Origin of the sequence: Amycolatopsis magusensis, from assembly GCF_017875555.1 — a bacterium.
Classification (GTDB): Bacteria; Actinomycetota; Actinomycetes; order Mycobacteriales; family Pseudonocardiaceae; genus Amycolatopsis; species Amycolatopsis magusensis.
In genome coordinates this window covers 7,922,011-7,942,300 of record NZ_JAGGMS010000001.1, presented here as the reverse complement: position 1 = coordinate 7,942,300, position 20,290 = coordinate 7,922,011, and the positions used below count along the sequence as shown (strand labels likewise).

Below are 20,290 nucleotides of genomic sequence, written 5' to 3'. Positions count from 1 at the left end.
CCCCGGTCGTCCTTCAGAATCAGCCGGTCCGCGAAACGGTGGTTCCGCGGGGGAGCCCGGCACCGGGTGGACGGGACGAGATCGGCGCGCAGTGAGGGGCTTGTGTCAACTCAGGGGTATGAAGACGAACTTCAGTCCGAACGCGACTACGTGGGCGGGCTCTACACGCGGCTCGACGCCGAGCGCGCACGGGTGAAGGCGGGGTACACCGCCGCCGTGCGGGGCACCGGCGAGACGGCCATGGAACGCGACGTCGCGGTGCGCGCGCGGGCCAGGGAGGCGAAGCGGCTGGACGTGGCGGACAACGGGCTGTGCTTCGGCCGGTTGGACAGCGTGTCCGGGGAACCGTCCTACATCGGCCGGATCGGCCTGTTCGACGAGGACAACGGGTACGAACCGGTGCTGCTCGACTGGCGGGCACCGGCCGCGCGCGCGTTCTACGTGGCCACCGGCGCGCGCCCGGAGAACATGCGACGGCGCCGCCAGTTCCACACCCGCGGCCGCCAGCTGACCGGGTTCACCGACGAGGTGTTCGGCCGCCCCGGCGGGGACGAGGGCGGGGACGCCGCCCTGCTGGCGGCGGTCAACGCGCCACGCGGCGAGGGCATGCGCGACATCGTGGCGACCATCCAGGGTGAGCAGGACGAGATCATCCGCCACGAGCACCCGGGGGTGCTGGTGATCGAGGGCGGCCCGGGCACCGGGAAGACCGTGGTGGCGCTGCACCGGGTCGCCTACCTGCTCTACACCCAGCGGGAGCGGATGGAACGCCACGGCGTGCTCGTGGTCGGGCCCAGCCCGGCGTTCCTGCACCACATCGGGCGCGTGCTGCCGTCGCTGGGCGAGTCCGACGTGGTGTTCATGACGCCCGGCGACTACGTGCCCGGCAGGCACGTCACCGCCGAGGACACGCCGGAGGCCGCACGGCTCAAGGGGTCGCTGAAGGTGCTGGACGTGCTCGCGGCGGCGGTCGCGGACCGCCAGCGGCTGCCGGAGGAGCCGGTGTCGATCCAGCTCAGGGACGTCCAGGTGCGGATCGACGCCGAGACCGCGCAGTGGGCGAGGGAGGAGGCGCGCGCCAGCGGGCTGCCGCACAACCAGGCCCGGGCGGTGTTCACCGAGATCATCACCTACGTGCTCACCGAACGGGCGATCGCCCGGATCGGCCGGGGCTGGCTCACCCGCGACGACCGCCAGGAGTGGGAGTCGCTGCGGTCGGGCCTGCTGCTGGAACTCGCCGACGACGCGAAGTTCACCGCCACGCTCGCCGAGCTGTGGCCGGTGCTGACGCCGGACTTCCTGCTGGCGTCGCTGTACGAATCGCCGGAACGGCTGCGTGCGGCCGGTGCCGACCAGGCGATCTGGCGGGTCCAGGGCGACGCCTGGACGGTGTCGGACGTGCCGTTGCTCGACGAGCTGGTCGACCTGCTCGGCGAGGACAAACCGGTCGACAAGACCGCCGAGCGGGAGCGGCGGGCCGAGGCCGAGTACGCCGCCAAGGTGCTGGACACGATGACGCTGGACCGGGAGGAGATGGACGAGGACGTCCTGCTGGCGGCCAAGGACCTGCTCTACGCCGAGGACCTGGCCGAGCGCTTCGTCGAGCGCGACACCCGTGACCTCGCCGAGCGCGCCGCCGCGGACCGGGACTGGACCTACCGGCACGTCGTGGTCGACGAGGCGCAGGAACTGTCCGAAATGGACTGGCGGGTGCTGATGCGCCGGTGCCCCAACCGGTCCTTCACCGTGGTCGGCGACCTGGCCCAGCGCCGCTCGCCCGCCGGGGCGACCTCGTGGGGCGCGATGCTGGAGCGGTACGTGCCCGGCCGGTGGGTCTACCGGGCGCTGACGGTGAACTACCGCACGCCGGCGGAGATCATGGGTATCGCGGCCGCGGTGCTCGCCGAGTTCGCACCGGAGGTCCAGCCGCCGGATTCGGTGCGCGCGTGCGGCGTGCAGCCGTGGTCCCGGCGGGTCACCGAGCACGAACTGCCCGCCGCCATCGAGGAGTTCGTCCGTGACGAGGCGGGCCGCGAAGGCACCAGCGTGGTGATCGGCCCGCCGGGCGTGCCGGGCGCGGTGCCGCCGTCGGAGACGAAGGGGCTGGAGTACGACGCCGTGCTGGTGGTCGACCCGGAGCGCATCCTCGCCGACGGCCCGCGTGGCGCGGCCGAGCTGTACGTGGCGCTCACCCGCGCGACCCAGCGCCTCGGCGTGCTGCACCAGGGCCCGTTGCCGCCGGTTCTGGCGGGGCTGAAGGAGGCCGGTAGCCAGGCGGCGTAGGCAGCGCGGCGGCGTGGAGCCGGGCCGCCGAGCGGACGAGTGAGGCGACCGCGGGGGAGTGGCTGTTCGGCGGCCAGGCGAGCACGGTGGTGACGTCCGGCGCGTCGATGACCGGCACCGCGACGTGGTCGGGCCACTGCCAGGCCCGGCTGGAGGCCGGGATGACGAGCAGCGTCCTGCCGAGCGCCACGAGCTGGGCGAGCTGGGACTGGGTGCGCACCTCGGGACCCGGACCGTCCGGATAGGACCCGTCGAGCCGGGGCCAGCGGGCGATCGGCAGGCCCGGCACGTCGCGGACCTCCGCCAGCGTGAGCTGCTCGCGTGCGGCGAGCGGATGTCCCGCGGGCAGCAGCGCGATCTGGCCTTCGACGTGGAGGTCTTCGGTGTCGAACCCGGCGAGGTCGTCGAACGGCCGGTGCATCAGGGCCACGTCGGCGCGTCCACTCCGGAGCGTCCCGGCCTGTTCGCCGACCTCGCACAGCAGCACTTCGACCGGTGCCGCACCGGGTTCGTGTTCGACCGCGTCGAGGAGCCGTTGCAGCAGCTCGTGGGAAGCCCCGGCTTTCGTCACGAGGACCAGCGGGCGCGTCGGACTCCCGGCTCGCCGCGTCCGGCGCGCGGCGGCCGCGACCGCGTCGAGCGCCGCTGGGGCCTCGCGGAGCAGCACCCGGCCCGCGTCGGTGAGCGCCGCTCCGCGCCGGTCACGCTCGAAGAGCTGGACGCCGAGCCGCTGTTCCAGCTGGCGGATCGCGCGGGAGAGCGGCGGCTGGGCGATCCCGAGCCGGACGGCGGCGCGGCCGAAGTGCAGTTCCTCGGCGACGGCGACGAAGTACCGGAGCTCACGCGTCTCGAGATCGGTCACCTTCCGAGGCTACCGCCTGATACCCGGCGAGTATCACGGCGTACTGGATCGGTCTTGGACACCCGGAGGGTGACGCGCCGAGCATGGATGGGGTGAACGACACGAAAACCGCGCTGGTGACCGGCGCGAACAAGGGAATCGGCTTCGCCATCGCGCAGGGCCTGGGCGCGGTCGGCTTCACGGTCGCGGTGGGCGCGCGCGACGACACCAGGCGGAAGGAAGCCGTCGAGCGCCTGCTCGCCGCCGGTGTCGACGCGTTCGGCGTGGCCCTCGACGTCACCTCCGGAGAAAGCGTCACCGCGGCGGCGGCACACCTCGAACAGACGGCGGGACGGCTGGACGTGCTCGTCAACAACGCGGGCATTTCCGGCCGGATGGACGGTGACGCGCAGGACCCGACGACGCTCGACCTCGAGGTCGTCCGCACGGTCCTGGACACGAACGTGTTCGGGGTCGTGCGGGTGACGAACGCGATGCTGCCGCTGCTCCGCCGCGCGGCGTCGCCGCGCATCGTCAACATGTCCAGCAACATGGGCTCGCTGACGTTGCGGACCGGCCCGATCATGGCGGCGTACGCGCCCTCGAAGTCGATGCTCAACAGCGTCACGGCGCAGTACGCCCGCCGGCTCGCCGACACGAACGTCATCGTGAACGCCGCCTGCCCCGGCTACGTCGCCACCGACTTCACCGGCTTCAACGCACCGCGGACGGCCGAAGAGGGCGCCGCGATCGCGATCCGGCTCGCCACCCTGCCGGACGACGGCCCACGCGGCGGCTTCTTCGACGACGAGGGCGTCGTCCCCTGGTGACCCGGTTCAGAGCTGGTTCAGGCCGCCGTCGACGTACAGGCTCGAACCGGTGGTGAAGCTGCTCGAAGTGCTCTTCGGTCACCTGCTCGAGCGTTCCGAGCGAGGCGACGGAGGCGTTGGCGAACAGGACGTCCAGACCGCGTCCCCGGTCGCGGATCGTTTCGTACAGCCGACCAACCAGTACAAAAGTGGACGCTCATGTCACGAATGTGGCTTTCGAGACGCCCAACGTCCCGAAAGCCACATTCATGACATCTCCCGCCCCATGAAAGCCACCTTCACGGCCCCACCCGAACCCCACACTCACGCACCCGAACCGCACGCTCACGCAGCTGAACCGCGCACTCAGGCAGCCGAACCCCGCGTTCAGCGAGTGGGGAGGGCGCTTGGGCTGCTGGCCAGCCCGCTGAACAGGTCACCGTGGGCGTCGACGCGGTCGAGGACGTCGTCGGCGGTGAACACCAGTTGCTCGGCGCGGCGGCAGGAGTGCACCTCGTCCCAGGTGAGGGGCGTGGACGCGGTCGGCCGGTCACGCCCGCGCAGTGAGTAGGGAGCGACGGTGGTCTTGGCGGGGTTGTTCTGCGACCAGTCGATGAACACCTTGCCGGTGCGCTGGGCCTTCGCCATCACCGCGGTTACCTGTTCCGGGGTCTCGCGGGCCAGCTGCCGCGCGAGCCGCTTGGCGTATGCCGAGGGGGCCGAGGGGTCGTCGGTGGTGATCGCGCAGTAGAGCTGCATCCCCTTGGAACCGGAGGTCTTGGCGAACACGGTCAGCCCGTCGGCGGCCAGCACCTCGTGGAGTCGTTCGGCGACGCGGCAGCAGTCGACGATGGTGGTCTCCGGGCCGGGATCGAGGTCGAACACCAGCCGGTCCGGTGTCCGGCGACGTCCATCGCGGTTGGCGGTCCACTGTGGAACGTGCAGTTCCAGCGCCGCCATGTTCGCCGCCCACACCAGTGCGGGCAGTTCCTCGATCAGCGCGTACGTCGTGGTGTCGCTGGAACCGCTGCTGGGCAACGTGACCGTGGGCAGCCAGCCCGGTGCGCCGTTGGGGGCGTTCTTCTCGAAGAACTGCTGCCCGCCGACACCGTCGGGGAACCGGATGAACGTCATCGGGCGACCGGCGAGGTGGGGGAGCAGGACGGGAGCGATGTGGGAGTAGTAGTTGACCACCTCGCCCTTGGTGAACCCCGTCGCGGGATACAGCACCTTGGCCAGGTTGGTCAGCGTCAGGCGCCGCGGGCCGACCTGGACGGTGACGCGTTCGCCGGTGCTCATGGGCTGGGCAGGCCGGGGACGAGGATCTGCTGGTGGTCCTTGTCCCAGCGCAGGCCGCGGAAGCTGGTGTGACGCAGGCGCTGGTCGGGCGTGAAGTTGCGGTAGGTGACGTCGCAGGCCAGTTGCGGGGCGACCCAGTGCACGCCGCGGGCGCGATCGCGGGGGACTTCGCCACTGAACGGGCTGCGCGCGCGTTCCAGCGGCTGGAGGCGGTCGAGGAGGTCGGCGAGGGTGGCCTCGGAGAAGCCGGTGCCGACGTCTCCGATGTAGACCAGGTCGCCGGCGGCGTCGTGGGCGCCGAGCAGCAGGGCGCCGACGGTGTCGCTGCGGCGGCCGCCGCCGGGGCGCCAGGCACCGATGAGCGCGGTGTGGCTGTGGAAGACCGCGTGCTTGCGCCAGTCCGGTGAGCGCCGCCCCGCCCGGTAGGGGGACGCGGCCTTCTTGGCGACCACGCCCTCCATCTCGGCGTCGATCGCGGCCTTGAGCATGTCGTCGGGTTCGGCGTCGGGGTAGCACGGCGGCACCACGATCCGTCCGGACGCGGGTGGCCGCAGCTCGTCGAGGCGGTCGCGGCGCTCGGTGTAAGGCCGCTCCAGCAACGATTCGCCGCCGAGCACGAGCAGGTCGAAGGCGAAGAAGTGCACCGGCAGGGACGCGGCCAGGCGGGCGCTGGCCGCGGTGCGGCGGCGCTGCAACCGGCCGAACTCGGGCCGGGCGTGTTCGTTCAGCGCGACGACCTCGCCGTCGAGCACCATCGCCCGGCCGGTGCGCAGGACGCCGCCCAGTTCGGGGAAGTAGGTGGTCAGGTCGTTGCCGTTGCGGCTGGTCAGCCGCGTGGTCCCGTCGGCGGCGACGGCCAGGCACGCGCGCCAGCCGTCCCACTTCCACTCGAACACCCAGCCCGGCCCGGCGGGCAGCACCCGGGCGTCCTCCGCCAGCATCGGCGGGATCGCCGCGGGTACCTCGCCCCGGCCTGCCGCGCTGCGTGCCATCGCGGCACCTCCGTCCACTCTGTACTCCAGTGTGGACAGAGGGGCGGAAGCTCGCAGGTCAGCTCCCTGATCGTGCGTCGGCGGGTCCCCCGCCGGGGTCAGCTCCCGGAGCGCGGGGCTTCCGGTTCGTCCGGCTTCTCCGGCTCGTCGGGCTTTTCGGAACTGTCCGGTTGCTCGGGCGCGTGCGACGGGTCACCTTCGACGCCGAAGCCGGGCTCGGGCTCGGGTGCGCCCCTCCCGGCATCGGCAGCGGGGATCGATCGCTCGCCGGAGTGCGCACCCGGCCCGAAAGGCGTTGCTGTCATGGTGATCGGTTACCCAGCGACTCGGCGGAAACACCCGTGCCGCGAACGATCACTCCTCGGCGGACCCGGGCTCGGACATGCGCCGGTGCTGCGCGGCGATCGCCGGATCCGGCAGCACGTTGCCCGCGGTGGCCATCGCCTTGTTCTTCACCGACGCGGTGACCACGTGGTCCTTACCGGCCATCAGCGCGTCGTAGCCCTGCTTCGCCACCACCGCCGCGCTGTCCTTGCTGCCCGCGCCGACCTTGGTGTCCCGCATGCCCGCGCGGTCGAAGAACTCGGTCTCCGTGGGCCCGGGCATCAGGGTGGTCACCGTGACCCCGGTGTCCTTCAACTCGTCCCGCAGCGCCTCGCCGAACGACTTCACGAAGGCTTTGGACGCGTTGTAGACCGACTGGTACGGGCCCGGTGCGGTGGCCGCGATCGACGAGGTGAACAGCACCCGCCCGGCACCGCGGCCGACCATCGGCGGCAGCAGCCGGTAGGCCAGATGCACCGTCGAGCGGACGTTGAGGTCCACCACGGCCAGGTGGTCCTCGAGCGGGGTGTCCCCGACGAAGGCGCCACCGGCGCCGACCCCGGCGTTGAGCGCGAGCGCGGCGACCGGCCTGCCGGTGCCCGCCACCTCGTCGGCGAGCTTCTCCACGCCTTCCGGGGTGGCGAGGTCGGCGCGCACGGCGTCGACCCGCGTCCCGAACTCACGCACCTGTTCGGCGGCGCCGGTCAGTTCGTCGTCTTCCGCGGTGACCAGCACGTCGTAGCCGTTCTTCCCGAACTGCTTCGCCAGCTCCAGCCCGATCCCGCTGGACGCGCCGGTGACCACGGCGAACGGCTTCCCTGCTGTGGTGTCTGTCGTGTTCATGCCATCGGGCTACCCGCGACCGCGGCTAGGACACGGAGAACGGCTGAAAAACCCGCGTCCGCGGATTGGTCACCAGCACGCCCCACACCACCTTGCCGCCGGAGAGCGCCGGGGTGCTGCCCCAGGTCTTCGTCAGCTGGGCGACCAGCCGCAGGCCGAGCCCGCCGTTCGCGCCGTCGATGCCCTCGCGCAGCCGGGCCGGGGTGGACGAGGAATCGCTGACCGCGATGCTGAAGTGGTTGGCCCGCAGTTCCAGGCGCAGGGTCGGCTCCGAGTCGGTGTGCACGAGCACGTTGTCGACCAGCTCGTTGACCACCAGCAGCGCGTCGGGGGTGATCGGGGCTTTCGGCAGCCACTGGAGGCACACCTGCCGGGTGAAGTCCCTGGCGAGCCGGGCCGTGTCCGGCAGCCGGCGGAAGCCGATCTTGGTGTAGCGGCGCCGGGGCTCCGTCGCCACCGCGTTCGCCGCGTCGGCGAGGGACTCGAAGGCCGGGACGAACCGGGCCACCGAGGCTTCGCGGAGCACCCGGCGCATCGGTTCGCCGGTGGCGACGAGGAAGACCGGCACGTTCGGCCAGTCGGACAACCGGTTCCAGGCCTGGGCGAACACGCTCAGCAGGCTGGGAGTGGTCGCGATCAGCTCGTCCACCACCACGAGCACCGCCGGTGGCTGCTCGACCGCGCACTTGAGCAGCGTGTCCCGCAACCGCGGGTACTCCAGCAGATCGAGTTCCCCGGCGACCCGGACCACGCTGCACCCGTCATGGTCGCCGAAGTCGAAGTGCAAACCCGCACGGCCGCCGGTCTGGATGATCCGGCTCTCCCGCCTGGCGAATCGGATTCGCCGATCAGCCCCGTGGGGCTCCCTGGTGGTGCTCGCCCTGGCCCTCCAGAGTACGCCTCGACCAGGTCATTCGCCGAATTTCGCCGAACCCCGGCCGACGGATGCGCAAAAAGTCGCCGCCGCCACCAAGCCGGGGTGGCGACGGCTTCGAATCACCTGCGGAACCAAGCTGGGTGCCCGGCGTGGGGTGGGGCACCCGTCAGGTCGCCGCTGTGGCCACCCATCACTCCGTGGTCACAGCGGCGGCGCCCCGCGGAACTCCCACCGGCCCGGTGCATCACGGCCTCGATCGCCGGGCCGGTGGGTCCACGCAGGACATCAGGTGGCGGGTCAGGACGGGCGCTGCACGTCGCCCCGCCAGGCGCCGGTCTCACGCCCGCGCTGCTCGATGAAGACCTTGAACCGGTCCAGGTCGCCCTGGACCCGGCGGTCGAGGATGCCCAGCTTGTCGGCGGCCTGCTCGACGAAGCCCTCGGGGTCGATGTCCAGCTGCGCGGTGACCCGGGTGGTGCCGTCCGCGATGCGGTGGAAGGTCACCACACCGGCGTGGTTCGGGCCGGAGTCCGAGGTCCACGCCACCCGCTCTTCCGGGTGCTGCTCGGTGATCGTGGCCTCGAACTGCCTGCTGACCCCGGCCACGGACACCTCCCAGCGGGTGTGCTTGTCGTCGAGCTGTTCGATGCGGTCCACGCCCTCCATGAACTGCGGGAAGTCCTCGAACTGCGTCCACTGGTTGTAGACGGTCCCGATCGGCACCTCGACGTCGACCGACTTGGTGATCGAACCCACTACGGCTCACACTCCTCTTCCTCGTTGCAACGCTTGTGCATCGTTGTTGCCGGAGGAGTGCCCGGTCCGGCGCGGCTTTACACATCTGCCGCCGGACCACGGGCGGTCAGCGGCCGGTGATCTCCTGCCAGGTGCGCCGGGCCACGTCGCGGGTGACGTCGTCGGGCCTGGTGAACGGCAGTCCGGCGGGCTGCTCGGCCGGCGCCTGCCCGATGTGCTCGATCAGCGCCACGGCGATGTCGCGGAGTTTGATGTTGAAGTTCTGGCTCGCCGTCCGCAGTCTGACCCAGGCGCTGTGCGCGTCACAGCCGGACGCGGCGACGATCGCGCCCTTGGCCTGTTCGATGACCGCCCGCGACCGCAGCATGCGCAGTGAGTCGTCGGCACCGTCTACAGTGGACGCGTGCACCACGGTCAACGAGGCCGCCACCAAGGGTTCGTAGCGGTTGAGCACCTCGAGGATCGGTTCCGCGGCCGGACCGGGCACGCAGCAGGACAACGCCGCGCCACCCCCGTGGTGCCAGCCGCTGGGCGCCACCGCCATGCCGCTGATGCTCGCCCAGACCTCGCGCCGGCCGGGTGCCTGTCCGGCGAGCAGTGACTGGGCGAGGGCGGGCCAGCGCGGTTCCGCCCACACGTTGTCGGTGCTCATCGGGTCCCCGGACGCCATGGCATCGACGACCGGACCCCCGTGCTCGAGCTGCGCGTCGATGAAGCTCGCGCCGGCGCCCAGTGCCGCCAGCTTGACCGGGACGGCGGGGCCGGACGCGCCGGCGTGCCCGGCGGTGACCGCGACGCACCGGGGCTGCCAGGGCTCGAGTTCCTCCCACACGCGGCCGAGAATGGTCTCCAGCAAGGTGATCAGCGGTTTCCACTCCGGTGAGACAGCCCCGTGTTCGACCATGGAATCTCCCTGCGGTACCCGGTGTGGTGCGTGCCGGTACCAGTGTCGCCATATCGCATCGCTTGTGCAACGCTTGATGACTGCCGCTGCCGGCCGGTCACACCGCGTCGATCGGCGGGCCCCGGAGGCTATGATCGGGCCGTGACCTGGACCGACCGCGCCGATCGGTGGATGCGGGCGCGGCCGGTCGTGCCGGACGCTCTGCTCGCGCTGGCTGTCGCCGCGGTCATGGTGCCGCCGTCGCTCGCCATCCTGGAGGTGGCCAGGTCGCAGGCCTGGGTGCAGTGGGTGGCCGGTGGCTGCGGGTGCGTGCTGCTCGCCACCGTCGCGTTGCGCCGGATCGCCACCGAAGTCGCGTTCTTCCTCGCCAGCCTGGCGATGCTGGTGACCGTCGCGCTGCCGAACACGGTGGTCCGGCCCTCGGCGCTGGGCCTGGCGGCGGCCAGTGAAGACATGGAGATCCCGCTGTTCTTCCTCCCGTCTTCGGCGGTCTACCTGCTGCTCCTCTACACGGTCGCCGCGCAGCGTCCCCGGCGCCAGAGCCTGCTCGCCCTCGGGATCGGTGTGGCCGGGGCGTTGCTGTGCACCGCGAGGACGGCGACGGGCTTCGGCGCGCTGCCCGCGGGGTGGCTCACGTTGCTGCTGGCGTTGCTCGCCCTGGTCGCGGCCGTGGCGGGCACCTGGACGGTGGGCCGGTTCCACTTCGACTGGCGGCGGCGCATGGTCGAAGAGACCGCGGAAGCCGCCGAGCAGGCCGCGACCGGTGAACGCCAGCGCATCGCCCGCGACATGCACGACATCGTCGCCCACTCCCTGGCGGTCATCGTGCGCCAGGCCGAAGGCGGCTCCGCGATCGCCGCCAAGTCGCCGGACCGCGCGGCCCAGGCGCTGTCCGTCATCGCCGACACCGCCCGGGAGGCGCTGACCGACATGCGCGGCACGCTCCAGGTGTTGCGGGAGGCCGCACCGCGGGAAGCCGTGCAGCCCTCACTAGCCGAGATCCCGGCCTTGGTGGACCGGGTGCGCGCGACGGGGGTCGATGTCGGACTGGTCGAGCGGGGATCGGCGGAGGTGATGACACCGGGTGCGGCCGTGGCCGCGTATCGCCTGGTCCAGGAGGCGTTGACCAACAGCGTCAAGCACGCGGGCCCGCACCCCACCGTCACCGTCACGATCACGCACACCCCGCAGGCGTCGGTGATCACCGTCGAGGACGACGGCGGGGACACCGAGGACCGGCGGGCGGTGCCTGGCGCCGGTGTCGGCCTGCGTGGAGTGCGGGAACGGGTGCGGGCCGCGGGCGGTAGGTTCGAGGCCGGTCCCGCCGACGGCGGCTTCCGGGTGCGCGCGGAGTTCCGCGCCGGTGAGCAGGGGGCTTCGGAATGACGATCAGCGTCGCACTGGTCGACGACCAGCAGCTGGTCCGCGTCGGCCTGGCCATGGTGGTCGACGCCACCGACGACATCCGGATCGTGGTGCAGGCGGCCGACGGCGTCGAGGCGGTGGCGAAGCTCGCCGGGACACCGGTCGACGTGGTGCTGATGGACGTGCAGATGCCGCGCATGAACGGCGTCGAGGCCACCGCGCTGGTGACCGCCCGCGAGAACGCGCCCAAGGTGATCCTGCTGACGACCTTCGACCTCGACGAGTACGCCTTCGCCGGGCTGCGTGCCGGTGCGAGCGGGTTCCTGCTCAAGGACGCGTCGGCCGACGAGGTGCTCCACGCGATCCGCGCCGTCCACGCCGGTGACGCGGTGATCGCGACGTCCACGACTCGCCGCATGCTGGACCACCTGGCGACCGCGCAGATCGCCCGCGACGCTTCACCACTGGTGAAACGGCTCACCGCGAGGGAACGCGATGTCCTGCTGGAGATCGCCCAGGGGCACTCCAACGCCGAGGCCGCGCAACGGCTCTTCCTCTCCGAGGCCACGGTGAAAACGCACGTCGGCCACCTCCTGGCGAAGCTGGAGATCCGCGACCGGGTGCAGGCGGTGATCTTCGCCTACGAGAACGGCCTCGTCCGTCCGGGCTAGGCCGATCTCATCACTTCGGTGGAGCGGCCGCCGACCCGCGGCCGAAGATTTCCGCCCGCGCGAGGCGCAGCCTGGTGCACATGGCAATCACCGATACCCGTCCCGAGCCGGTCACTTCGCGCGCCTGGTGGCGCAGCCTCACCGCGTGGGGCGGAATCCTCGCGATGTGTGGCGGCGTCTTCCACACCGTGGTCTCCACCCTGATGCGCCAGGACGTCTGGGCGCGGATCGCCGACGAAGGATTCTTCTACGTCATCCCGCTGCTCCCCTCGGCCGACCGGCTCGCCATGGCGGAGGCTTTTTGGTTCAGCGTCGGCAGTTTCGGCGTGCCACTGCTTCTGCTCGGCTCGCTCGTCACCCGGTTGACCCGCCGCGGCGAACACGTACCCGGCTGGCTGGGCGGTGGCGTGATCGCCTGGTCCGTCCTCATCGGACTCCTCAGCGGCTTCGACGGGGGAACGCTGATCCTGCTGCTCATCGGCACGCTGCTCGCGGCGGGTGCCTGGACCACCCGCCGGGAGCCGAGCCACCGCTGAGGCCGCGCCAGCACAGCTCGAGCGGGCCCCGGACCGGGGTCCCGGGAACGGCCCGGGACCCCTTCGGTAGCGCTGTGCTCAGCTGGTGACCGAGGCCGAGAAGTTGTCGACGGCCAGGCCGACGCCGCCGTTCCACGGTTCGAAACCGGCCTGGATGCTAGTCAGGTACCAGGAACTGTTGATGGCGCCGCGCGCGATGGTGTCGTTGATGAAGTCCATGACGTTGAACGACCACGACGTGGTGGCCGACGGCGCGACGTAGGAGATGACGTTGTTGGCGCCGTTGCTGCCGCGCCACACCTCCCAGCTGCGCCCGCCGAGCGAGGTGGTGCCCACGACGCTGCCGATCGGCTGGATCGGGCCCTGGCGGTTGAGCCAGATCATGATCTCCATCTGGTTCACCCCGTTGGTCTTCGGCGTGGGGTCGAGCCAGATGTCGTAGGAGGCGTTGTAGGTGCCGCCTGCGTAGCGGTAGTTGATCGACGAGGTCGCGTTGCGGATCCGGCTGACCTGCATCGGCAGCGTGGAACCGGGGGAGCAGTTGGTGTAGTGGCAGCCGAGGAAGACCGACGGGTAGGACAGCGGCGCGCCGTTGGTCGGCGCCGAGCCCTGCTGGGTGGTGAGCTGGAACCCGTTCGAGGTGACGTTGATGCACTGGGTCGCCGAGCTGCCCCAGCGGTTGTTCTGCACCACGTACCGGCCTTGGATGGTGGTCGAGCCGTACTGGTCGCAGATCGTCACGTCGGCCTGCGCGGGCCCGGCCGTGGCGACGACCGCGCCGGCGGCCAGCAGGCACGCGGAGAGCAGGGTTCTGAAGGCGTTGCGCATGGGACTCCTTTCGCGGTGTCCGGCGCACCGGACAGGCAACGTTATGGGAGCGCTCCCATGCTTACGGTGACGTTCGGGGGTCGCCGTGTCAAGCGGGGTCGGACGTCAGCTCGCCCGATTCGTCAGGATGGCGCTCATGACCACCTCGAACAGGTGCTCGGCACGTGGCTCGAGCCCGGGTTGGTCACCGAGCCAGGCCAGCGACGAAGCCAGGGCGAACAGGTCGGCGCCGTCGAGGTCGGCGCGTGCCACGTCCGCCGCCTGGGCACGGTTCAGGAGCCGGGTACCGGCCGCGCGCATGGTGACGCAGGAGTTGTGGAGCGCGGATTCGGGGTCCTCGATCGCCCGCATCATCGAGGTCACGACGCCGCGGTAGTCCGTCGTGCGGGCGACGAAATCGCGAAGCCACAGCTTCAATGCGTCCTCGGGTGAACTGGCGGTCTCGACCTCGGCTGCCCGTGCCGTCAACTCGTCGAAACTCGTGCGCAGCAAGGCTTCGAGCAGTGCTTCCCGGGTCGGGAAGTGCCGTAGCAGCGTCGCCAGCCCGACCCCGGCCCGGCGGGCGATGTCGCGCATCGACGCGTCGGCGCCCTGCTCGGTGATGACGTCACCGGCGACGACCAGCAGGCGGTCGCGGTTGGCCCGGGCATCCGCCCTCATCAGCCCTCCTTGCGCAAACGGATCACTGACCCATATATTTGGATCACTGATCCGGAAAAACGGATCTCTGGTTCACTTAGGTTACCCCGCGAGAGACGCAGGAGAGCGCTGTGCCGGTAGAGACCATGAAAGCCGTTCGGCTGCACCAGTTCGGCGGCCCCGAAGTGCTGCGTCACGAGGAGGTGCCGGTCCCCGCGCCGGGGCCGGGGGAGGTGCTCGTCCGCGTGCACGCGGCGGGGCTCAACCCGCCCGACTGGTATGCGCGTGCGGGGATGCCCGGCGTGCCTCCGGAACTCAAGCCGCCGTTCGACCTCCCCGCGATACCGGGGACCGACGTCTCCGGTGTGGTGGAAGCCGTCGCGGCCGATGTCGACGGTTTCGCGGCCGGGGACGAGGTGTTCGGTCTGCTGCGCTTCCCCGCCGCGCTCCAGAGTGGCGCGTACGCCGAGTACGTGACCGCGCCGGCGTCCGACCTGGCTCGCAAACCGGCCACGCTCGACCACGTGCAGGCCGCCGCCCTGCCGATGTCGGTGCTGACCGCGTGGCAGTTCCTGATCGAACTCGGGCACGACGAGCCGTCGCCGTTCCAGGAGGCCCGGCACCGCCCGATGGCCCTCGGTGGCGCCAGGGTGCTCATCAACGGTGCTGCCGGTGGCGTCGGGCACCTGGCTCTCCAGCTGGCCAAGTGGAAGGGAGCGCACGTCATCGCCGTGGCTTCCGGCGCCCACGAGTCGTTCCTGCGCGAACTCGGCGCCGACGAATTCATCGATTACACCCGGGAACGGCCCGAAGAAGTCGCCCGAGGCCTCGATCTGGTCCTGGACAACGTCGGCGGCCCCGACAGCAAACGCTTCCTGGGCACCCTGAACCGCGGTGGTGCCCTTTATCCGGTGTACTTCGGCGAATTCGACGACGAGGAGATCGCGAACCTGGGTGTCACGGTCACCGCCACCCAGGTCCGCGCGAACGGCGCACAACTCGCCGAACTGACCCCCTTGCTCGACGCGGGCACGGTACGCGTCGCACTCGACAGCACATTCCCCCTCGCGGACGCCCGCGCCGCCCACGAACGCGCCGCCCGAGGGCACCTCCAGGGCAAAATCGTGCTCACGGTGGTTCAGTAGCACGAGTGGGCGGTGCGGCCGGGGATTACACCGCGACGAACTTGTGCGAGGCGTTCTCCTTCTGCATGGCCGGGATCAGGTTGCCGTATTCTCCGGGGAGGAAGGTGTCCGAAATGCCGCCGTAGTTGCTGTTGAAGTACACGGTCACCCGGAACTTGGTGGTGTTGTTCCACGCCGAGACCGCGTTGTTCTTGACGCACTGCCCCTTGCCGGCTCCGGGGCCCCTGTATTCGTAGCAGGTCGGCTGCGTGGCGCCGTAGTCCGGTATGGAGCCGGTGAAGTCCGACACGGAACCGGTGCGGTTGGGCCCGTAGTACAGGCAGAATTCCCCCTTGTCGCAGACGCCGTCGCGAGCTCCCGCGCTGGCGGCCGGTGTGACGGCCAGCGCGAGTCCAGCGGCCATCGTGGTGACGGCGATCGATCCGGCCATTCTTTTCGTGGTGAACACAGCGAATCATCCCTTTCCGGGCAGAATGGAGCCTGGGGAAGGTGTATTCGGAGAATATCGAAAGACGCGCGCCTGGCCGAAAGGACGGCCGGCACAGTAATGAATCCTCCCCAAGATCCATTTGTTTTTCGTCGAGATGAATTCTCGACATCGGCGAGCGTAGCCGCCTTCGTAGATCAAGTAAACGTTTACCCGAAGTGCGCAACACTTTCGGGCGTGTCCACCGAGCAGAAGGGTAATCCTAGCCGCCGGTGCCGTCCGGGCTTTCCAAGCCGTGCACGGTGGTCATGGTGGCCAGCCCGGAGTAGGTGACCACGGAGGCCAGGAGCGGGTTGATCACGATCTCCAGGCGCTCGGCCCTGGCGAAGAGCACGCTCAGGCCGGCGCTGTCGAGGTAGTCCACCTCGGCGAGGTCCACCACGAGCCGCCCCGGCAGGTCGTCGAGGGCGGCGGCGAGGGCTTCGCTGTTGCTCATGTCGATCTCGCCCGCGGCCTTGAGCACCGTGGCGCCGTCCGGGTTCCGGTCGGGGGTGAGGGTGAGCGGAGTGGTCATCGGGAGATCCTCAGGTGCATGTCGACGGTGGTGCCTGCCGGGCCCGGGGTGATGGTGACCTGCCGCATCATCGCGCGCATCAGGGCGATCCCGCGACCGCGATGGGGGTTGGCCTCCGGCTCGGGCGGTTTCCAGCGGCCGGTGTCGGCGACGGTCAGGTACAGGTCGTCGACCAGCGTCTCGAGCCGCAGCCGGACGGTGTTGCCCGTGGTGCCGTGGTAGCCGTGTTCGATGGCGTTGGCGCAGGCCTCACCGGCGGCGAGCAGCACGTCCTGGGTGGCGATCGGGGAGAGCCCGCACTGGCGCAACCAGCCGCGCAAGGTTTTGCGCAGGGGCGCCAGCTGGGCGGATTCGGCGGGGAAGGTCACTTCCAGCGGAGCCGGGTGCCGGTAGAGTAGGAGGGCGACGTCGTCGTCGTAACCCCCGGCGGGGGAGAGCCGGTCCATCACCTGGGTGGCGAGGTCCTCCAGCGGGGTGTCACGGCCGTCCTGCACGGCTTGGCCCGCCTCTTCGATCCCGGTGAACAGCGAACGGCGGCGACGCTCGACGAGCCCGTCGCTGTACATCAGCAGGGTGGCGCGCGGAGGCAGGGCGCACTCCGCTTCGGGGCGCTGCGCACCGGGCCGCACGGCCAGCGGGGTGGAACCGGCCTGGTCGAGCAGGGCGGTGGTGCCGTCGGGGTGGGCGAGGATGGCGGGCGGGTGCCCGGCGCTGGCGTAGGTCAGGTGGCCGGACTCCGGGTCGAGGATGCCGCAGAAGACGGTGGTGCACAGGGCGCCGGGCACCCCGGCGGCGAAGTGGTCCAGCGCCATCAGGGTGCGAGCGGGACCGGCCTCCTGCAGCAGGAGGGCACGGCAGGCGCTGCGCAGTTGCCCCATGACGGCGGCGGCTTCCAGCCCGCGGCCGACGCAGTCGCCGACGACGATGCCGATGCGGCCGTCGGCCAGCGGGACGGCGTCGTACCAGTCACCGCCGATCCCCAGCGGACGAGCCGCGGGTTCGTAGCGGACGGCGAAACCCTCGGGCAGCCGGGACGGGCCGAGGATCGCCCGTTGCAGGGCCAGCGCGGTTTCGCGTTGCTGGTCGAGCTGGTCGGCGCGGCTCAGCCCCTGGGCGAGGTGCCCGGCCAGCAGGGACAGCAGCAGCTCGTCCTGGTCGGTGAAGGGACGGCGGCTGTCCAGGTCGAGCCAGAGCACCATGAGCCCTCGCGGGTGCTCCAGCGCGATCCCGGTGCCGGTGCTGTCCTGCGCGGACGGGCTCAGCGTGGGGCGCTCGCGCAACGCGGTCAGCTTCGCGCGCTGCTCCTCGCTCAGGTCTGCCCAGGACGCGGTGGGGTCGGTACTGGTCAGTGACGGCTCGTCCCGGCCGGTGAAGATCGCGGCCGACACACGCTGGGCACGCCAGAGGTCACGGAGTTCCTCGAGCGCTCCGGCCAGGGCTCCGGCGAGGCTCGCCGCCTCGGACAGGCGCATGCTCAGCGCCGCCAGCGCGGTCTCGCGCTGGATGGCGTAGTGCTCGGCGGTGGCGTCGCGGAAGGTGCCCACCACCACGGTGCGCCCGGTGTCGGGGTCCTTGGCGGAGTTGACCATGACACTGACCCAGAGCCGGTGGCCGTCGCGGTGGCTCACCGGCACGGTGCCGCCGCCGCGGGCCTGGCCGAGCAGGCCCGCGAAGGCGTCCGCGACCTGCTGGCGTGCCTCGGGATCGGCGTCCGCGTCCGGCCACCACGGGTGGGCCGGGGCGTAGGGCAGGCCTTCGGGGCCGTAGCCGAGGATGTCGGTGAACGCGCTGTTGATCTCCACCACGGCGCCGTCCCGGTCGCAGACGAAGAAGGCCTCCTGCAACGAGTCGATCAGCGCCGAGCGCCAGCGGGCGTGGTGGTTGCGCAGGCGGGACAGCTCCACGTTCGCCCGCACCCTGGCCAGCAGTTCGGCCGCGGCGAACGGCTTGACGAGATAGTCGTCGGCACCCGCCTGCAAGCCTTCGATCGAGGCTTCCTGCCCGGCTCTGGCGGACAGCAGCAGAGCCGGGACCGCCACCGTCCGTGGATCGGCCCGCAACGCGGCCACCAGCGACAGACCGTCCAGGCGGGGCATCATCACGTCGCTGACCACGAGGTCGGGGACGTGGGTGCGCATCGCCGCCAGGGCTTCCTCGCCATCGGCCACAGCGTGGACCTGGTAGCCGGCGCCCGCGAGCAACCGGGTGAGGTACTCGCGCATGTCGGCGTTGTCGTCGGCGACCAGGACCGTCGCGGGCGCCTTCGGGCCGGCCGCGTTCGAGGCGCCGACGACCAGCGGCTCGCTCCCCGTTTTCGCGCCGGGCAGCCAGCGCAGCGCCTCCTGCACGTACGGATCGACGGTCCCCGCCGCCACTGCCGGGGGTGACGGGGCGTCGGCTGGCAGGTGCGCGGAGCCGAACGGCAGGCGGATGGTGAAGCTCGTGCCCTCGCCCTCGGTGCTGTCGGCGGTGATGGTCCCGCCCTGCAGGCCCACCAGCTCCTGGACCAGTGCGAGCCCGATCCCGCTGCCCTCGTTGGACCGGGCGCGGGTGTTCTCGATGCGGTGGAACCGCTCGAACAACCGCGGCATCTCCTCGGGCGGCACACCGACCCCGGTGTCCGCGACCGTGACCACCGCTTCGCCGTCGGCGGCGTGCACGGAGATGGTGACCGAGCCGTCGAAGGTGAACTTCAGCGCGTTGCTGAGCAGGTTGAGGATCACCTTCTCCCACATGCCGCGGTCGATGTGCACCGGCTCCGGCAGCGGCGGGCAGTCGACCTCGAAGCGCAGCCCGGCGCGGTCCATCGCGGAGCGGAAGACGCTGGCCAGTTCGGCGGTCACGGCGGCCAGGTCCACCGGTTCGTAACTGGCCTGCATCCGGCCAGCTTCGATGCGCGAGAAGTCCAGGAGCGCGTTGACCAGCTTGCCCAGGCGCAACCCGTTGCGGTGCACCGCGTCCAGTTCCGCGCGGGCCTGCGGGTCCGACTCGTCCAGCCGGTCGCGCAGGTCCTGCACCGGCCCCATGATCAAGGTCAGCGGGGTGCGGAACTCGTGGCTGATGTTCGAGAAGAACGCGGTCTTCGCCCGGTCCAGCTCCGCCAATTCCTCCGCGCGCCGCTGCTGGGCCTGGTAGCTGCGGGCGCCGGCGATGCCCGCGGCGAGGTGCCCGGCGACCAGTTCCACGAAGCCGCGGTACCCCTCGTCCAGCGGCCGGTAGCGGTTCAGCCCGGCCACCACGAACCCGTAGGGCGCGCCGCCCTGCTGTTGCAGCGGCACCACCAGCGCCTGCACGGGCGGCTCCGGCCAGTCGCCGGGCGGCAGCCCGGTGAACGGGGGCCGGTCGAGTTCCACCACCGCGGTCTCGCTCCGGGCAGGCGCCGCCACGGGCCAGGTGGCCGGCGGGTCGTCCGCGGGCAGCGTCGCCGGAGCGGCCGGGTGCCCGTCGGGCATCCCGGTCCGGGCGGCCAGGCGCGCGCTGCCGTCGTCCTCGAAGAGGTAGGTCAGGGTGAAGGGGAAGTCGCGCGAGTTGCGGGCCACCTGACGGCTGGAGAACGCCAGCGTCTCGTGTTCGGTGCGCACCACGCTGGGGTCGGAACCCAGGTCGCGCAGGGTGGCCATGCGCCGCTCGCCGATGACCCGCTCGGTGTCCTCGCTGACCACGCACAGCATGCCGACCACGGCGCCGGTGTCGTCGCGCAGCGGGCTGTAGGAGAACGTGTGATAGGTCTCTTCGGGGTAGCCCGAGCGTTGCAGGAACAGCAGCAGCGCCTCGTCCCAGGTGGCCTGCCCGGTGGTCAGCACGGTCTCGATCCGCGGGCCGATGTCGGTCCAGATCTCGGCCCAGACCTCGGCGGCGGGCCTGCCCAGCGCCCAGGGGTACTTGCGGCCCAGCGTGTCGCGCCGGTAGGCGGCGTTGCAGAAGAAGGTCAGTTCCGGGCCCCAGGCCATCCACATGGGGAAGCGGGAGGGCAGCAGGATGCTCACCGCCGTGCGCAGGCTCTGCGGCCAGGTTTCCGGCAGGCCGAGCGGGGTGGCCGTCCAGTCCACCCCGGTCAGGTCGCGCCCGACCTCGTCGTCGACGGCGAACAGGTCGGCCCCGGACCCGGCCGGTGCGGCCTCACCAGAACGTGTCACTGGCATCCCCTCGTCCGTGCCGAAGCATAAGTCAGCCAGTG

General features: G+C 71.1%; 19 protein-coding genes. 6 read left to right on the top strand and 13 right to left on the bottom strand.

Annotation, left to right across the window (positions count from 1 at the left end; genetic code table 11):
- Window positions 1-102 precede the first annotated feature (102 nt).
- Entirely contained in the window at window positions 103-2,283 is a 2,181-nt protein-coding gene (helR, locus tag JOM49_RS35525) for an RNA polymerase recycling motor ATPase HelR (protein ID WP_209668512.1), read from the top strand.
- Here helR and JOM49_RS35520 read toward each other — a convergent pair.
- A complete protein-coding gene (locus tag JOM49_RS35520; RefSeq protein ID WP_209668511.1) occupies window positions 2,189-3,145 on the bottom strand; it encodes a LysR family transcriptional regulator in 957 nt (318 codons plus the stop codon). The genes helR and JOM49_RS35520 overlap by 95 nt on opposite strands.
- An 83-nt stretch (window positions 3,146-3,228) precedes the next feature.
- On the opposite strand from JOM49_RS35520, the gene JOM49_RS35515 reads away from it, so the two are divergent.
- Window positions 3,229-3,954, top strand: coding sequence for an SDR family oxidoreductase (locus JOM49_RS35515; protein ID WP_209668510.1), 726 nt, complete (start codon window positions 3,229-3,231; stop codon window positions 3,952-3,954).
- A gap of 366 nt (window positions 3,955-4,320) precedes the next feature.
- On the opposite strand, the gene ligD (JOM49_RS43505) is transcribed toward JOM49_RS35515, so the two are convergent.
- The 7 genes from ligD (JOM49_RS43505) to JOM49_RS35485 all read right to left on the bottom strand — a co-directional run bounded on the left by ligD (JOM49_RS43505) (window position 4,321) and on the right by JOM49_RS35485 (window position 9,928).
- Entirely contained in the window at window positions 4,321-5,232 is a 912-nt protein-coding gene (ligD, locus tag JOM49_RS43505; protein ID WP_245369585.1) for a non-homologous end-joining DNA ligase, read from the bottom strand.
- A complete protein-coding gene (ligD, locus tag JOM49_RS43500; protein WP_245369584.1) occupies window positions 5,229-6,224 on the bottom strand; it encodes a non-homologous end-joining DNA ligase in 996 nt (331 codons plus the stop codon). Before ligD (JOM49_RS43500) ends, ligD (JOM49_RS43505) begins: the two co-directional genes overlap by 4 nt.
- 98 nt (window positions 6,225-6,322) lie before the next feature.
- Window positions 6,323-6,529 carry a hypothetical protein gene (locus JOM49_RS35505; protein WP_209668509.1) on the bottom strand — a complete coding sequence of 69 codons (207 nt, stop codon included), beginning with the start codon at window positions 6,527-6,529 and terminating at the stop codon, window positions 6,323-6,325.
- A gap of 49 nt (window positions 6,530-6,578) precedes the next feature.
- Window positions 6,579-7,391, bottom strand: a complete 813-nt coding sequence (locus tag JOM49_RS35500) for an SDR family NAD(P)-dependent oxidoreductase (protein WP_209668508.1) — start codon at window positions 7,389-7,391, stop codon at window positions 6,579-6,581.
- A 25-nt stretch (window positions 7,392-7,416) separates the two neighbouring features.
- Window positions 7,417-8,178 carry an ATP-binding protein gene (locus JOM49_RS35495; RefSeq protein WP_372444151.1) on the bottom strand — a complete coding sequence of 254 codons (762 nt, stop codon included), beginning with the start codon at window positions 8,176-8,178 and terminating at the stop codon, window positions 7,417-7,419.
- A gap of 387 nt (window positions 8,179-8,565) precedes the next feature.
- Window positions 8,566-9,024 carry an SRPBCC family protein gene (locus JOM49_RS35490; RefSeq protein WP_209668506.1) on the bottom strand — a complete coding sequence of 153 codons (459 nt, stop codon included), beginning with the start codon at window positions 9,022-9,024 and terminating at the stop codon, window positions 8,566-8,568.
- A 106-nt stretch (window positions 9,025-9,130) separates the two neighbouring features.
- Window positions 9,131-9,928: an ANTAR domain-containing protein gene (locus tag JOM49_RS35485; protein ID WP_209668505.1), complete on the bottom strand. Its 798-nt coding sequence runs from the start codon at window positions 9,926-9,928 to the stop codon at window positions 9,131-9,133.
- A gap of 141 nt (window positions 9,929-10,069) precedes the next feature.
- Between JOM49_RS35485 and JOM49_RS44240 the strand changes: the two genes are divergently transcribed.
- From JOM49_RS44240 to JOM49_RS35470, 3 genes are all read left to right on the top strand, one after another.
- A complete protein-coding gene (locus JOM49_RS44240) occupies window positions 10,070-11,314 on the top strand; it encodes a sensor histidine kinase (protein ID WP_209668504.1) in 1,245 nt (414 codons plus the stop codon).
- Entirely contained in the window at window positions 11,311-11,964 is a 654-nt protein-coding gene (locus JOM49_RS35475; RefSeq protein ID WP_209668503.1) for a response regulator, read from the top strand. The genes JOM49_RS44240 and JOM49_RS35475 overlap by 4 nt, the downstream gene beginning before the upstream one ends.
- 80 nt (window positions 11,965-12,044) lie before the next feature.
- Complete coding sequence (locus JOM49_RS35470) at window positions 12,045-12,500, top strand: DUF6463 family protein (protein WP_209668502.1); 456 nt, start codon at window positions 12,045-12,047, stop codon at window positions 12,498-12,500.
- Window positions 12,501-12,578: 78 nt separating this feature from the next.
- Here the strand turns inward: JOM49_RS35470 and JOM49_RS35465 are convergent, their stop codons facing one another.
- Window positions 12,579-13,328, bottom strand: a complete 750-nt coding sequence (locus JOM49_RS35465) for a GH12 family glycosyl hydrolase domain-containing protein (protein WP_209668501.1) — start codon at window positions 13,326-13,328, stop codon at window positions 12,579-12,581.
- A gap of 105 nt (window positions 13,329-13,433) precedes the next feature.
- Complete coding sequence (locus JOM49_RS35460) at window positions 13,434-13,988, bottom strand: TetR/AcrR family transcriptional regulator (protein WP_209668500.1); 555 nt, start codon at window positions 13,986-13,988, stop codon at window positions 13,434-13,436.
- A gap of 110 nt (window positions 13,989-14,098) precedes the next feature.
- On the opposite strand from JOM49_RS35460, the gene JOM49_RS35455 reads away from it, so the two are divergent.
- Window positions 14,099-15,112 (top strand): NADP-dependent oxidoreductase, encoded by a 1,014-nt coding sequence (locus JOM49_RS35455; protein ID WP_308158984.1) that lies wholly within the window; start codon window positions 14,099-14,101, stop codon window positions 15,110-15,112.
- Window positions 15,113-15,137: 25 nt separating this feature from the next.
- On the opposite strand, the gene JOM49_RS35450 is transcribed toward JOM49_RS35455, so the two are convergent.
- From JOM49_RS35450 to JOM49_RS35440, 3 genes are all read right to left on the bottom strand, one after another.
- On the bottom strand, window positions 15,138-15,542 hold the full coding sequence (locus JOM49_RS35450; RefSeq protein ID WP_209668499.1) for a peptidase inhibitor family I36 protein: 405 nt from the start codon (window positions 15,540-15,542) through the stop codon (window positions 15,138-15,140).
- A 259-nt stretch (window positions 15,543-15,801) separates the two neighbouring features.
- Complete coding sequence (locus JOM49_RS35445; RefSeq protein WP_209668498.1) at window positions 15,802-16,113, bottom strand: STAS domain-containing protein; 312 nt, start codon at window positions 16,111-16,113, stop codon at window positions 15,802-15,804.
- Window positions 16,110-20,255, bottom strand: coding sequence for a SpoIIE family protein phosphatase (locus tag JOM49_RS35440; RefSeq protein WP_209668497.1), 4,146 nt, complete (start codon window positions 20,253-20,255; stop codon window positions 16,110-16,112). The genes JOM49_RS35445 and JOM49_RS35440 overlap by 4 nt, the downstream gene beginning before the upstream one ends.
- Window positions 20,256-20,290 lie beyond the last annotated feature (35 nt).

What these genes read in the sequence shown, in the direction of transcription:
- JOM49_RS35515 (WP_209668510.1), top strand. Translation starts at nt 3,229, where the DNA reads ATGGATGGGGTGAACGACACGAAAACCGCGCTGGTGACCGGCGCGAAC.
- ligD (WP_245369585.1), bottom strand. Translation starts at nt 5,232, where the DNA reads ATGAGCACCGGCGAACGCGTCACCGTCCAGGTCGGCCCGCGGCGCCTG.
- ligD (WP_245369584.1), bottom strand. Translation starts at nt 6,224, where the DNA reads ATGGCACGCAGCGCGGCAGGCCGGGGCGAGGTACCCGCGGCGATCCCG.
- JOM49_RS35505 (WP_209668509.1), bottom strand. Translation starts at nt 6,529, where the DNA reads ATGACAGCAACGCCTTTCGGGCCGGGTGCGCACTCCGGCGAGCGATCG.
- JOM49_RS35500 (WP_209668508.1), bottom strand. Translation starts at nt 7,391, where the DNA reads ATGAACACGACAGACACCACAGCAGGGAAGCCGTTCGCCGTGGTCACC.
- JOM49_RS35485 (WP_209668505.1), bottom strand. Translation starts at nt 9,928, where the DNA reads ATGGTCGAACACGGGGCTGTCTCACCGGAGTGGAAACCGCTGATCACC.
- JOM49_RS35475 (WP_209668503.1), top strand. Translation starts at nt 11,311, where the DNA reads ATGACGATCAGCGTCGCACTGGTCGACGACCAGCAGCTGGTCCGCGTC.
- JOM49_RS35470 (WP_209668502.1), top strand. Translation starts at nt 12,045, where the DNA reads ATGGCAATCACCGATACCCGTCCCGAGCCGGTCACTTCGCGCGCCTGG.
- JOM49_RS35465 (WP_209668501.1), bottom strand. Translation starts at nt 13,328, where the DNA reads ATGCGCAACGCCTTCAGAACCCTGCTCTCCGCGTGCCTGCTGGCCGCC.
- JOM49_RS35460 (WP_209668500.1), bottom strand. Translation starts at nt 13,988, where the DNA reads ATGAGGGCGGATGCCCGGGCCAACCGCGACCGCCTGCTGGTCGTCGCC.
- JOM49_RS35450 (WP_209668499.1), bottom strand. Translation starts at nt 15,542, where the DNA reads ATGGCCGGATCGATCGCCGTCACCACGATGGCCGCTGGACTCGCGCTG.
- JOM49_RS35445 (WP_209668498.1), bottom strand. Translation starts at nt 16,113, where the DNA reads ATGACCACTCCGCTCACCCTCACCCCCGACCGGAACCCGGACGGCGCC.
- JOM49_RS35440 (WP_209668497.1), bottom strand. Translation starts at nt 20,255, where the DNA reads ATGCCAGTGACACGTTCTGGTGAGGCCGCACCGGCCGGGTCCGGGGCC.